The following is a 12,943-nucleotide window of genomic DNA, read 5'->3' as shown; positions in this document are numbered from 1 at the left end:
AGGAGTAAAAACCGATGCATCGTCAAAGCCAACAACAATGCTCACGAATTGCACCAAAAACCTGTGCACGCGCACTAAAACCAAGGCAGATAGGTCGACTTCAGGCGAGGGCCAACGCGACGTAGAGCTGCATCAGTGAGTCCAGCTCCGTCAGTGAACAGCCGCTGAGCTGCTCGATCTTGTTCAGCCGGTAACGCAGGGTATTGCGATGGATATGCAGCTGTCGGGCACAGCGTTGCTGATCCGGGTAATCCTGAAAGTACTGCCGCAATGTCTTCAGCAGATGGCCCTGGCGATCACCGGCCAGCAGTCGCTGCACCGGTGCCACCAGGGCGTCCCGGCGCCAGTCCTGCTCGAGCTGGGACAACAGAACCGGCAACGGATCATCAGCGAACCGCAGCAGCGACTGGTCCGGGTGACGACGCCGGCCAACCTGCAGGGTCTGGCGCGCGGTCTGGTAGGATTCGGCCATGCGACGGGGGTCCTCGAACGCCTGTCCCACCGCCAGTCGTACCTGGACGCCAGGGGTACGATCCGCCACCGTCAACAGTCGCAGAAGTGACCTCGGCACCTTCTCGGCCGCATCCAGGGTATCGTGCAGAATCACCAGCTCGCTCAGCGACTGCATCGCCACCAGGGCGCCGGATTCGCCCCCCGCCAGCCGGTCCATGGCCTCCCCCATCACCTGCTGGCGGCCGGGGTCGTCACCGTCCACACCCATGACCATCGCCACCCTGGGTCGATCAAGGTCCACCTGGAGCTGCCGCGCCCAGTCCACCAGTACCGGCCAGTCGGTATGGCCCTGGACCCACTGCAGCACAAACTCCTCTTTCTGCCGGTGGCCCCACTGGGTCTGCTGCCAGGCCTGGGCCTGCTCGATGATCAGCTCCGCCGCCATCTTGACCAGCAGACCAAACTGCTTCACCTGATCCGGGTCCCCCGTCAGGCCGATCACCCCGACCAGTTGCTGCTGGTGGCTCAGCACCAGGTTCACCCCCGGCCGTACACCGCTGAGCCGGGCCGCGGCGGCCTCATCCAGCAACACCGTGTCCCCCTTGGCAATGGCCAGCAATGCACCATCATGGACCTGGCCGAGACGTCGGGAATCCCCGCTGGCGATGATGCGACCGTCGGCATTCATCACATTGACGTTGTAGTCGATGATCTGTGTCGTGCGCACCACGATTCGCTGCGCCAGCTCGGCATCCAGTTCGATGGCCATGGAGATTCCTGAAGCGTGTGAGAGTCAGGGCCTAATCATACCGACTTCGTCTGGGTGGCCCCAGGCTCTGCCGCAGGCATCACCCCGTTCCAGACCGGCAGATCCAGATCCTCAGGCTCTTCATTGGGGCCACCGGTACGGCTCTTGAACGCGCCTTCTTCAATCGGAATGCTGAACAGCGCCGTGATCTTGCGCTCCTTGGTGCTGGGTTCTCGCACCTGCTGCCAGCGTCCGGGTTCCAGCTGCTCAATGATGGCTTCGAAGGCGGCATCAAATGCCTGGTCGTCCGTTACCCGACTGGCGGTGCCATAAAGCACCAGTGATCGGTAGTTGGCGCTGTGGTGATAGGCCGACTTACTCATCACCCACTCGTCGGTCACCGCGAACGAAATGCACAGGGTGACGCCCTCATCCAGTCGCTTCGACAGTCGCCCACCCTCCAGGCAGTGCACGTACAGCGCATCCCCCAATCGCCAGATCGTGATGGGAATCACCCGTGGTGCCCCATGCTCCACGAACCCCAAATGCCCCGTCTTGAGGGCGTCGATCAGTTGGTAGGCCTGGGCCCGATCGTAACTGGCCTTCTTGGCGCCTCGCCGAACCATGCTGCGCGGGCAGCATCTCAGGGGTGACAGGGCTTCGTCGGCGGTGTCCGGTTTCATGCTGGTTCCTCGGTTGTTGGCTTGAACCGTCATTAAAGGCGTAAACTGACCCCATCAAAAGAACCAGATAGCAAATCCTGATGGGACCAGTTAAGAGCCGTCACCGTGATCACCGACCTTCAGATTGATAGCACCCTCCCCCTGCAACAGCAGCTCTACCGGCAGCTGTCGCAACGAATACTGCAACGTCGCTACCCCGCCGGCAGCCGGCTACCCTCGAGCCGCCAGCTGGCGCAGAACCTGGGGGTCAGCCGTAACACCGTGAACGCGGTGTATGACCAGCTCAAGAGCGAGGGCTTTCTGCAAACCCAGGCCGGTCGGGGCATCTTCGTTCATGAGGATATCGACAGCCGACACTGTCCGCCCGCCAAAGGCGCTTCCCCGCAGCCCGAGCGAGTGGCCATTCCGCCATTGCCAGCACTGCCGGAGGGCGCCATCCGCCGCAGCGACCAGGACAGTAACCTGCCGTTCACACCGGGACTGCCCGATCTGGCTGCGCTCCCCATTCGGGCCTGGAACCGAATCCTGCATCACCATGAAAGCCGGCCGTCGCTGATGGGCTACAACAGCCTGCAGGGCTATCGGCCCCTGCGGCGGGCCGTGGCGGAATACGTTGGCAGCGCCCGTGGTGTGCGTTGCCATGAGGACCAGGTGATCATCACCCAGGGCGCCCAGCAGGCCCTGGCGCTGATTGCCGACATTTTCCTGAAGCCCGGTGACCGGGTACTGTGCGAGGACCCCGGCTACCGAGGTGCCCGCTACGCCCTTGGACGCCACGGTAATCCGCTGATCCCGGTGCCACTGCGCCATCAGGTACTCGACATTGACGTCCTCGCCGACGCCGGCCCGGCCCGCCTGCTCTATTGCACGCCCACCCATCAGTACCCGATGGGCGGCATCCTCGACGCCTCACAGCGCATGGCGCTGGTGGAGTGGGCCCAGCGCAACCAGACCTGGATCATTGAGGACGACTACGACAGCGACTTCCATTTCTACACCAAGCCTTTTGCCGCCATTCAGGGCATGTTTGACCAGGCCCCGGTGCTGTACATGGGCAGTTTCAGCAAAACCCTGATGCCCGCACTGCGGGTGGGCTATCTGATCGTGCCGGATACGCTGGTGGAGCATGTGCTGAGGGCAAAACGGGTGATGGGTGGCGAGACGGCATTGCTGACCCAGGCCGTCATCGCAGAGTTCATAGACAGCGGGCAGTTCACCCGCCATCTGCGGCGAATGCGACAGAATTACCGCGAGAAGTGGGAACTGTTCCAGGGCCTGGTCATCGACCAGTTGTCAGGGCTGGCGGCTCCGATTGCCGAGAGCGCCGGCATGCACCTGGTACTGACCGGGGACTGGCCAGACCGGGACTGCAATCACTGGCTGTGGCAACAGGGGTATGGCAGCACCCCGCTGAGCGCTCATTACCTCGGGCCGGCCCAGCAGCAGGGGTTGGTGATGGGTTTTGCCAGTGCCAGCGACCAGCAGATCCGGGATTGCGTGGCGGCCCTTGCTATTGGCCTGGCGCGGGCTGGACAGCGGAAGACTTGAGGCCGACAGCCTCATGGGCCGCTTCGATATACCGGCCAACCTGCTTGCCGGCGATATCGTCGACGCTACGCAGTTTGATGTGTCGGCGGTACTTGCCGGTGCCTTCCAGCACCTGACCGGGATCGGCAAGGCCGGCACCTTCACTGAACTCCAGCGAGACATGCTGGCGATAGGCGAACACGCCACAGAACGGCCGGCCCGCCGAGAACAGCAGTCCGCCGTACTTCACCTCTTCCGTCACCTCGGGACCAACCGCCAGAATCACCGCTCGCAGGCGGCTGACCAGCGCGTGCTGGTCGGGGTCGACCAGTCGAATGTCCTCAAGCAACGCCTCCACTCGGTCGTTGATTGCCATGCCCGCAACACCTCCCTGATAAGATTCGTCTCGTGAACGCTTACTGCACGACTAGTGTCCCGGAACGACGCAGTAGGTCAGCGAATTAACCGCACGGGACACTAGCGATCATTCAGCCCTTTACCGGCAAGGATACGGGGCTCACACCGATCAACCCGGGCAGCCCGGGTGCTGGCCTGCTTGGCGCCGGCGAAGTGCAGCAAATAGCCCCGCTGGCGCCCCGGCGTCAGTGCCTCGAAGGCGGCTTTCAGTGCCGGGCTGGCGTCCAGCCGCTGCTGAAACTCCGCTGGCACGTCAAAATCCTCGGTGCGCTTGAACTCAACCTGTTGGCCGGACCGTTCCACCTCAATAGCTTCAAGTAGATAGGCTTCGATTGCCGGCGCCAATGCCTGGATCTGTTCGACACTGGTGAAGCGGATCTGGCGGGTCGCCTGGGTATTGTCCGTTTGGGCAATCAGAAGCTGGTCCGGGTCCTTCAGCAGTGCGCCCTTCATGAACAGCAGGGCGCAGAAATCCTTGAAGCCGTGAATCAGCACCACGTTGCTGCCATCGATGGCGTAGCAGGGCTTGCCCCATTTAAAGCCCTCCTCCAGCGGCGTTCGGGAGACAATGGCTCGCAGTTGCTGATATTCATCACGCCATTGCCTGGCGGCCTGAAGAAACTGCTCAACCTTGAGGCTGGACGGGGTTTTCTGGGCCTGATTCATCGGTTTCATCCCTGACTGGTGATTGCTGACCTGAGACGCTCTCTGTAGCAACGCGGCTGCCACAACCTGCATACCAGCGGACAATGACAGCAGCGCGAATTGAGCATGGACCAGGCAGCCGGATTGCGCAAAAGCGCCCAGTCAGGTTGCTGAATGCGAGGAGTTAGTAATCGTCCTCGTCTTCAGCAGATCTACTCAGCACCTGGAGCAGCTCTTCTTCAAACCGGGCGACCAACTGAGAGTCCTGTTCCGGAACATCTCCAATATAATCACGCGAGCTCCGCGTCATCTCTCTTCTCGCCGCCATGGATTTAGCAATGTACTCTTCAGATAACCCGGAGTCTCGATAAGTCTCACGCAGTGAGTCAGTTTCTGCCTCTCCTCTCTGGATGCTTAAAAACATTACAGCTTTTACCACACTCTGTTGGACCTCCCAATAGCTTCTCAAATCAGAAAACCCGTTGTCCTGAACGATGTCCTCCATAGCCTCCCACAGAGCACCCTTCTCTCTAAGGTCAGCCAATGCCTCAGCACCCTCTTCATCAAAGGATTTTCTACGGGGCTTCAGGAGATCCTCAAGACTCTTCTGACTTGCCATGCGCTCTTCTTCCAGAGCGAAAATTGCGTCGTCATCATCTGACGCCATAGCTTGGTCATACTTTCTCTGCCATTCGGCCTCAGCTTCCGCCTCAGCTCGCTTTTCCGGATCTAATTGCGCCAATTCGTCACGACGCTCACTCAGCGCCTGCTGGACAGCTATAAATCTCTGCAAATCCGCTTCACTCAGCGCCGCCATAGCCTGCGAACTCCAAACAGTCAGCAGAGCAACGATCAACAACAGAGGTTTTGTCATAAATTTCATAACGTGGTTTCCTTACTATTCCGTGTAACCAAGGATCAGGCGTCACAGTTAAAAATCACTTGTCACCAAAAACTAGCGAAACGAATGAGTTAGAAGCCGCTATCAGACGACTCACTCGCATTCAGTATGGACTTTTCACTAAGCTCCTCCATGAAAGGCGCTACCACACGTTTATCTGCTTCACTAACACCTTCGGTTTGCTCCCGTAACTGAGCTATCGATGCATTCTGAGCAGCAATGACCTGAGCAATCTGTTCCTCATTCATCTGAGGTGAATTTCGGATTTGCTCTATCGACGCGTTGATTTCACGCTCGTACGCCTCAAACTTCAATGCGTGCGTTGCTTTCGTCACTTGTAGAGCAACCTCGCCCCATTCATCCAGATCAGAGAACCCGTGACCCTGAACGACGTCAGTAAAAGCGCTGTTCATCTCATTGTCACTGCGAATCCGGTCGATAACGAGCTCATGACGTCCTTCCAGTGTTGCAAGCTGCTCAGGCTCCGCCTCGGGAAACATCTTTCTAAAGACATAAGTCTGCGCCACAGCGGATGCAGCTGCCGGGCCATCGGATTTCATGACTCTACGCACGTCCTCCCACATAGCCGCCTTTTCTTCATTCGACAACACCGCATCATCCATTATCTGCGCCGTCAGTTCCTTTCCGGCCGGGTCCCGCTGAACATCAATCACGCGCTGCACATCGGCCTCACTCAACGAGGCCATAGCCTGCGAACTCCAAACACTCAGCAGGGCGACGATCAAAAACAGGGGTTTCATCAGGTATTTCATTGGTTCCATCTCCAAAACAACTCCACAGGATTCGCAGCCAACACCGTCCACGGTGTCTTGATTGGGCGAACCATCAAAGAAATACGTCAGAGGCAGGCGATGTGCAGGGCCCCCGGGCGGGGTTGCTGCGAGCAGAGGCGTCTATCCTTGACGATTCCGCCGTGCACAGGATCAATCTCCTTCAGGCAACGGCGGCACAAACATTACCACTTCAGGCACTGTCTTTGCAGCTGAACATTGCAGGGAGTCTCTGCCCACCCCGGCAACGCGGTGTCACCAGGATGGGCAGGTCGGCTTGGCCGGTGGGGTTAGTGGATGTCGAAGCGGTCGGCGTTCATCACCTTGGTCCAGGCGGCCACGAAGTCATTGACGAACTTCTCCTGGCTGTCGTCCTGGGCGTAGACTTCGGCGTAGGCCCTCAGGATGCTGTTGGAGCCGAAGACCAGGTCCACCCGGGTGGCGGTCCAGCGTACGTCACCACTGCTGCGGTCAAGCAGTTCGTAGAGGTTGTTACCGGCCGGTTTCCAGCTATAGGCCATATCGGTCAGGTTGACGAAGAAATCGTTGGTCAACTGCCCCACCCGATCGGTGAACACACCGTGCGTGCTGCCGCCGTGGTTGGTACCCAACACTCGCATGCCGCCGATCAGCACCGTCATTTCCGGCGCGGTCAGGCCCATCAGCTGGGCACGGTCAAGCATCAGCTTTTCCGGCTCCACAGCGTAGTCTTTCTTGAGCCAGTTGCGGAACGCATCGTGGATGGGTTCCAGCGGCAGGAACGACTCAACATCGGTCTGCTCCGGCGTTGCATCACCACGACCCGGTGCGAAAGGCACCGTCACGCTCACACCCGCAGCCTGGGCGGCAGTCTCGATCCCCACATTGCCGGCCAGAACGATCACATCCGCCAGGCTTGCGCCGGTGTCAGAGGCAATGCCTTCCAGCACCCCCAGCACCCGGGCCAGCCGCTCCGGCTCGTTACCTTCCCAGTCCTTTTGCGGTGCCAGGCGAATGCGGGCGCCGTTGGCGCCACCCCGCATGTCGGAACCGCGGAAGGTGCGAGCGCTGTCCCAGGCGGTGGACACCATGTCACTGATGCTCAGGCCACTGTCCGCGATCCGGGATTTCACCGCCGCGATGTCATAACCGGTACTTCCCGCTGGCACCGGGTCCTGCCAGATCAGGTCTTCTGACGGCACTTCCGGCCCCACATAACGGGCCTTCGGCCCCATGTCACGGTGGGTCAGCTTGAACCAGGCCCGGGCAAAGGCATCCTCGAACGCGGCCTGATCCTTGGCGAACCGCTCGGAAATCTTGCGGTACTCCGGGTCCATTTTCATTGCCATGTCGGCGTCGGTCATGATCGGTTTGCAGCGGATCGACGGGTCCTCCACATCCACCGGCATATCCTCTTCCTTGATGTCCACCGGCTCCCACTGCCAGGCACCGGCCGGACTCTTCTTCGACTCCCACTCGTGGTTCAGCAGCATCTGGAAGTAACCGTTGTCCCACTTGGTGGGGTTGGTGGTCCAGGCCCCTTCCAGGCCGCTGGTCACCGCGTCCCGACCAACACCACGGCTGACCTTGTTGACCCAGCCCAGGCCCTGCTCTTCAACCGGGGCGCCTTCCGGGTCCGGCCCCAGGTTGTTGGCGTCGCCATTGCCGTGGGTCTTGCCGACGGTGTGGCCGCCAGCTGTAAGGGCGACCGTTTCTTCATCGTCCATCGCCATGCGGGCAAAGGTTTCACGAACATCGGCAGCGGTCTTCAGGGGGTCCGGATTACCGTCCACGCCCTCGGGGTTCACGTAGATCAACCCCATCATCACCGCAGCCAGCGGATTCTCCAGATCGCGTTCGCCGGAATAGCGGCTCTTGTCGTTGTCAGACGTCGCCAGCCATTCGTCCTCGGCGCCCCAGTAAATATCCTCTTCCGGGTGCCAGATGTCCTCGCGACCAAAGCCAAAGCCAAAGGTCTTGAAGCCCATGGATTCGTACGCCACGTTGCCGGCCAGGATGATCAGATCGGCCCAGCTGACCTTGTTGCCGTACTTTTTCTTGATCGGCCACAGCAGCCGGCGCGCCTTGTCCAGGTTGCCGTTGTCAGGCCAGGAGTTCAGCGGCGCGAAACGCTGGTTACCGGTACCACCACCCCCACGGCCATCAGCGATGCGGTAGGAACCTGCCGCGTGCCAGGCCATGCGGATCATCAGGCCACCGTAGTGTCCCCAGTCAGCCGGCCACCACGCCTGGCTGCTGGTCATCAGGTCGTTAAGGTCCTTTTTGAGGGCCGCCACGTCGAGCTTCTTGAGTTCCTCCCGGTAGTCGAAATCCTTGCCCATGGGGTCGGTCTTGGTGTCGTGCTGGTGAAGGATGTCCAGGTTGAGAGCATTGGGCCACCACTTCATGTTGGTTGAGCCCTCGGTCGTGTTGGCTCCGTGCATAACCGGACACTTACCTTGGGCGGAGCTGTTCTGTGTCATCTCTCTCTCCTAATTCTGTTGGCAATTGGCGACAGCGTCGTTGTTCGTGGCAGGCACACCACTAACTATAGATCGGCCATCGGGAACTGCTTGGGTCTCAACCGGCGCAATCGTTTGCTAGTGCGCCAGGGCGTAGTCCACCAAATAGCTGATCAAAGAGTTCGTCGAGTAGTTCCACAGGGCGCCCAGGCGAATGGCTCCGGCGGATAACGCCTTGTCAGTAGGCTGTTTCATGGGCGATCTCCTGCGTTGTCGGGAACCATTTCACGATAACGCCCAGGAAGATCTCGAGATAATTAATTAAAAGAAAAGGAACAAGAGTTTTTAGCTATCGAAAACGGCAGCGGAACAGAGCGCTCAGGGGAAGGATCAGGCGAGACGTTCTATGGAGTGGAATTTTCCCTGGTCATCAAACAGGATACGGAAGGAACCGTGGATGCCGTCCCGCAGGAAGAACGGCACAAGAATACGGGCCGGGAAGCGGATTGAGCGTCCGTCCCGGGCCCGGGTATGGACATCCCGCGCCGAGCCCTGATAGAGCTTGATCCACTCTTCAGGGCCGATGGAGATGTCCACAATGATGTGCTGCACTGGGCTGTCCGTTCCGGTGACGGATCAGTTGGACAGTTCCAGCAGCAGGCGATTCAGCCGGCTGACGTAGGCACCCGGGTCTTCCAGCTGCTCGCCACTGGCCAGAGTGGCCTGGTCAAGCAGTACCGCAGACAGCTCACCAAAGCGGTCCTCGCCCTGCTCGTTCTCAAGCCGCTGCACCAGTGGGTGCTCAACGTTGATCTCGAAGATCGGTTTGCTGTCCGGCACTTTCTGGCCGGCCGCTTCCATGATCTTCTTCATCTGCGCGCCCATGTCGTGGTCTCCCACCACCAGGCAGGCCGGAGAATCGGTCAGGCGGTTGGTCACCCGCACTTCCTGGACCCGGTCAGTCAGGGCTTTCTGGATGCGCTCCAGCAGATCCTTGTGGGCTTCGGTGGCCTCTTCCTGCTGCTTCTTGTCTTCCTCGGTCTCAGCCTCGCCCAGGTCCAGCTCGCCGCGGGCAACGTCCTGGAACTGCTTGCCGTCGTATTCGTTGAGGTAGCCCATCATCCACTCGTCGATACGGTCGGACAGGATCAGCACCTCAATGCCTTTCTTGCGGAAGACCTCCAGGTGCGGGCTGCTCTTGGCGGCAACGTGACTGTCGGCGGTGATGTAGTAGATCTTGTTCTGACCTTCCTTCATGCGGCCGAGGTAGTCATCCAGCGAGACGTTCTGGGCAGCCTCACCGGTATTGGTGGAGGCAAACCGCAGCAGGCCGGCAATCTTCTCACGGTTGCTGAAGTCTTCCGCCGGGCCCTCCTTGAGGACCTGACCGAACTCGTCCCAGAACTTCTGGTAACTGTCGACATCTTTCTTGGCCAGTTTGCCCAGCATGTCCAACACCCGCTTGGTGAGGGCGGACTTGATGCTCTCGACGGTGCTGTCGTTCTGCAGGATCTCACGGGAAACGTTGAGGGACAGGTCGTTGGAATCGATCACGCCCTTGGTGAAGCGCAGGTACAGCGGCAGGAACTGCTCGGCGTCATCCATAATGAACACCCGCTGGACGTACAGCTTCAGGCCTCGTGGCGCCTCGCGGTTGTACATATCAAACGGAGCCCGGGCCGGCAGGTACAGCAGGCTGGTGTAATCGAGCTTGCCTTCGACCTTGTTGTGGGACCAGGTCAGCGGGTCCTCGAAGTCGTGGGCAATGTGCTTGTAGAACTCTTTGTACTCGTCATCCTTGATCTCGGTGCGCGGCAGGGTCCACAGCGCAGTCGCGTCGTTGACGGTCTCGTCCTTCGCTTCCTCGCCTTCTTCGGTCTGCTCAGACTTCATGATCACCGGGAACGAGATGTGGTCGGAATACTTCTTGACCAGGGAGCGCAGACGCCAGCCGTTGGCAAACTCCTTCTCGTCCGCCTTCAGGTGCAGCACGATCTGGGTACCACGGACGTCACGGTTGACCGATTCAATGGAGAATTCGCCGTCGCCCTTGGAGTCCCAATGCACACCCTCTTCCGCCGGTGCACCGGCACGACGGGTAAACACTTCCACCCGATCAGCCACGATGAACGCCGAGTAGAAACCAACACCAAACTGACCGATCAGCTTGCTGTCTTTCTTCTCGTCACCAGACAGCTGCTGGAGGAATTCGGCGGTGCCGGATTTGGCGATGGTGCCGAGGTTGGCAATCACATCGTCGCGGGTCATACCGATGCCATTGTCAGTGATGGTCACGGTATTGGCGTCTTCATCGAAATCGATGCGGATGTTCAGGTCGGGGCTGCCCTCGTAGAGGCTGTCATCCTTGAGAGCGGCGAAACGCAGCTTGTCTTCAGCGTCTGAGGCGTTGGAGATCAGCTCCCGCAGGAAAATTTCCTTGTTGGAATAGAGGGAGTGGATCATCAGGTGAAGCAGCTGCTTCACCTCGGTCTGGAAACCAAGGGTCTCTTTCTGGGATTCAACCGTCATGGCTTGAACGTCTCCTGACTGAGATGGAACACGTGGGGAATCGCACGGGCGAGCCCCCTCTGTTTGGGGTTGCAAACAGAAGTGGGGCCACCCGATCGCTTTTCAAGGGCTGATCAGTCTTCCAGCAGAAAGTGGGCGCGGGCGGTGGCGATGGGCTGGCTGCGGGATTTCTGCCAGGCGGTGACCATCACGTTCGCCACCCGGTTGCCCTGGCGGGTAAGCCGGCATTCGGCGAAGGTTTCCCGGTCCAGACCGGCTCGCAGGTAGTCCAGTGAGAAGTCGACGATGCGCGGCATACGCAGCACGTCCTGGGACATCATCAGATAGATGGCTGCGGACAGCTCCATGAAGCCGCCGATCACACCGCCATGAATGGCCGGCAGGATCGGGTTGCCAATGTTGCTGTCCTTGCGGGGCAGCCGGAAAATCAGATCATCGCCGAACCGCTCACACTGCAGGCCGATGAAGCCGGCGTAGGGGATGCCATCCAGCATGCGGGAAAAATCGCCCGTTTCCTGGGTATAGCGCAGGATTTCGGCGGTGGTCATGCGTCGTCTCCGGTAATCAGGTCACGGTAGGATTTGGGCGTGGCTTCCCGCCCGATGCGCATGAAGGTACCAACGCAGTTGGCAATGGCCTTGCCCTTTTCCTGGTAGGCCTCACAGCGGGTAAAGATGATGTTATTGGTAATGCGGTAGGCCTCGGCACGGGCATAGACCGGCTTGTTGGGTTCCGCCGGTCGCATGTAATCCACCCGCAGGTCGAGGGTGGGACACAGCTCGAAATCCGGCAGCACACAGATCATCACCGAACCGGAGGCGGTGTCCATCAGCGTGGTGATGGCGCCACCATGGATCACCCCGGTTTCCGGGTTGCCGATGATTTTCTGGCTGTATGGCAGGCACAGAGTCAGTTGCTGATCGTCAGCGTCGGCCACGGTCAGCCCCAGTGTGCGAGCCTGCTGCAGGGTGTTGATGAACCGGGTGACCCGGTCCTTGCGCACGGAATCGGTCATTCAGTCGGCCTTTCCTTCCACGTTTCGTTCGGTTTTTTCGGTTTGCTTCGTGCTTTTTGGTGCCTTTGATGACGGCTCCTCAAAGACCTTGCCAGAGCGCAATGCGGTCAGCGCTGCCGACCGGAACTCCCGCCGGTACAGTACGAACACCACCAGGGTAGAGGCCGCAAGAAATGCCACCGGGTGGATGAACCAGGCCACCACGGCCAGAGCGTAGTAGTAGGAGCGCAACCCCAGGTTGAAGGCGTCCCCCGCCATGTTGCAGACCTGGGCCGCGCTGCGGGCAAAGGCTTCCCGCGATGCCGGGCTCACCTGTTTGTCACCGGGGAACGGCGCGCCGCCAATCAGCACCGCCACAAAGTTGTACATCCGCATCGACCAGGTGAATTTGAAGAACGCGTAGATAAACACCACCATCAGCACCACCATGCGCAGCTCCCAGATGGCCCGGCTGGGCAGGTTGCCGAATGGCAGGGTGCTGAACACTTCCATCACCTCCTGGGTGTAACCCAGCGCGGTGATGATACCGGCCAGGATCAGCAGGCAGCTGGAGGCAAAAAAGGCGCCGTTACGTTCCAGGTTGCCCACCACCGAGGCGTCGGAGATGCGGTTATCCCGGCGCAGCATGACCCGCATCCAGTCTTCCCGATAGAGATCCAGGGTGTTGGACAGGCAGGGCCGGTCGTCGGCGCGACGGCGGGAATACTCGCTGTAACCCAGCCAGCACACGAGGAACCAGAGCAGGGCCAGCAAATCCAGGGATTCTTTCATCAAGGGGTCCGGGTAACGGGCA

13 protein-coding genes are annotated in these 12,943 nt (G+C 59.8%); 1 reads left to right on the top strand and 12 read right to left on the bottom strand.

Translation table 11 applies throughout. The annotated features are described in order from the left end of the window. Positions 1-100: 100 nt before the first annotated feature. Both MLD24_RS09630 and MLD24_RS09625 read right to left on the bottom strand, forming a co-directional pair. Positions 101-1,222, bottom strand: a complete 1,122-nt coding sequence (locus tag MLD24_RS09630) for a sugar diacid recognition domain-containing protein (RefSeq protein ID WP_248166460.1) — start codon at positions 1,220-1,222, stop codon at positions 101-103. A 35-nt stretch (positions 1,223-1,257) separates the two neighbouring features. Continuing rightward, positions 1,258-1,884 carry a pyridoxamine 5'-phosphate oxidase family protein gene (locus MLD24_RS09625; protein ID WP_248166459.1) on the bottom strand — a complete coding sequence of 209 codons (627 nt, stop codon included), beginning with the start codon at positions 1,882-1,884 and terminating at the stop codon, positions 1,258-1,260. A 105-nt stretch (positions 1,885-1,989) separates the two neighbouring features. On the opposite strand from MLD24_RS09625, the gene pdxR reads away from it, so the two are divergent. Next, on the top strand, positions 1,990-3,432 hold the full coding sequence (pdxR, locus tag MLD24_RS09620; RefSeq protein WP_248166458.1) for a MocR-like pyridoxine biosynthesis transcription factor PdxR: 1,443 nt from the start codon (positions 1,990-1,992) through the stop codon (positions 3,430-3,432). Here pdxR and MLD24_RS09615 read toward each other — a convergent pair. From MLD24_RS09615 to MLD24_RS09570, 10 genes are all read right to left on the bottom strand, one after another. Then, positions 3,395-3,787 carry a DUF1801 domain-containing protein gene (locus MLD24_RS09615; protein ID WP_248166457.1) on the bottom strand — a complete coding sequence of 131 codons (393 nt, stop codon included), beginning with the start codon at positions 3,785-3,787 and terminating at the stop codon, positions 3,395-3,397. The genes pdxR and MLD24_RS09615 overlap by 38 nt on opposite strands. 101 nt (positions 3,788-3,888) lie before the next feature. Then, positions 3,889-4,494: a YdeI/OmpD-associated family protein gene (locus MLD24_RS09610; protein WP_227171501.1), complete on the bottom strand. Its 606-nt coding sequence runs from the start codon at positions 4,492-4,494 to the stop codon at positions 3,889-3,891. A gap of 163 nt (positions 4,495-4,657) precedes the next feature. Next, a complete protein-coding gene (locus tag MLD24_RS09605; RefSeq protein ID WP_248166456.1) occupies positions 4,658-5,356 on the bottom strand; it encodes a hypothetical protein in 699 nt (232 codons plus the stop codon). An 89-nt stretch (positions 5,357-5,445) separates the two neighbouring features. Beyond that, entirely contained in the window at positions 5,446-6,147 is a 702-nt protein-coding gene (locus tag MLD24_RS09600) for a hypothetical protein (protein WP_248166455.1), read from the bottom strand. Positions 6,148-6,455: 308 nt separating this feature from the next. After that, entirely contained in the window at positions 6,456-8,627 is a 2,172-nt protein-coding gene (gene katG / locus MLD24_RS09595; RefSeq protein WP_282450562.1) for a catalase/peroxidase HPI, read from the bottom strand. A gap of 369 nt (positions 8,628-8,996) precedes the next feature. Continuing rightward, entirely contained in the window at positions 8,997-9,218 is a 222-nt protein-coding gene (locus MLD24_RS09590; RefSeq protein WP_248166454.1) for a DUF2835 domain-containing protein, read from the bottom strand. A gap of 24 nt (positions 9,219-9,242) precedes the next feature. Next, entirely contained in the window at positions 9,243-11,135 is a 1,893-nt protein-coding gene (gene htpG / locus MLD24_RS09585) for a molecular chaperone HtpG (RefSeq protein ID WP_248166453.1), read from the bottom strand. 113 nt (positions 11,136-11,248) lie between these two features. Further along, positions 11,249-11,683, bottom strand: coding sequence for a PaaI family thioesterase (locus tag MLD24_RS09580; RefSeq protein WP_227171506.1), 435 nt, complete (start codon positions 11,681-11,683; stop codon positions 11,249-11,251). After that, positions 11,680-12,150 carry a PaaI family thioesterase gene (locus MLD24_RS09575; protein ID WP_227171507.1) on the bottom strand — a complete coding sequence of 157 codons (471 nt, stop codon included), beginning with the start codon at positions 12,148-12,150 and terminating at the stop codon, positions 11,680-11,682. Before MLD24_RS09575 ends, MLD24_RS09580 begins: the two co-directional genes overlap by 4 nt. Further along, a complete protein-coding gene (locus MLD24_RS09570; protein ID WP_227171508.1) occupies positions 12,151-12,921 on the bottom strand; it encodes a DUF599 domain-containing protein in 771 nt (256 codons plus the stop codon). Between the last annotated feature and the right edge of the window lie 22 nt (positions 12,922-12,943).

Source organism: Marinobacter xestospongiae (genome assembly GCF_023156385.1).
GTDB lineage: Bacteria > Pseudomonadota > Gammaproteobacteria > Pseudomonadales > Oleiphilaceae > Marinobacter > Marinobacter xestospongiae.
Note: the sequence above shows the minus strand (reverse complement) of the source record. Positions and strands in the feature narration are given on the sequence as shown.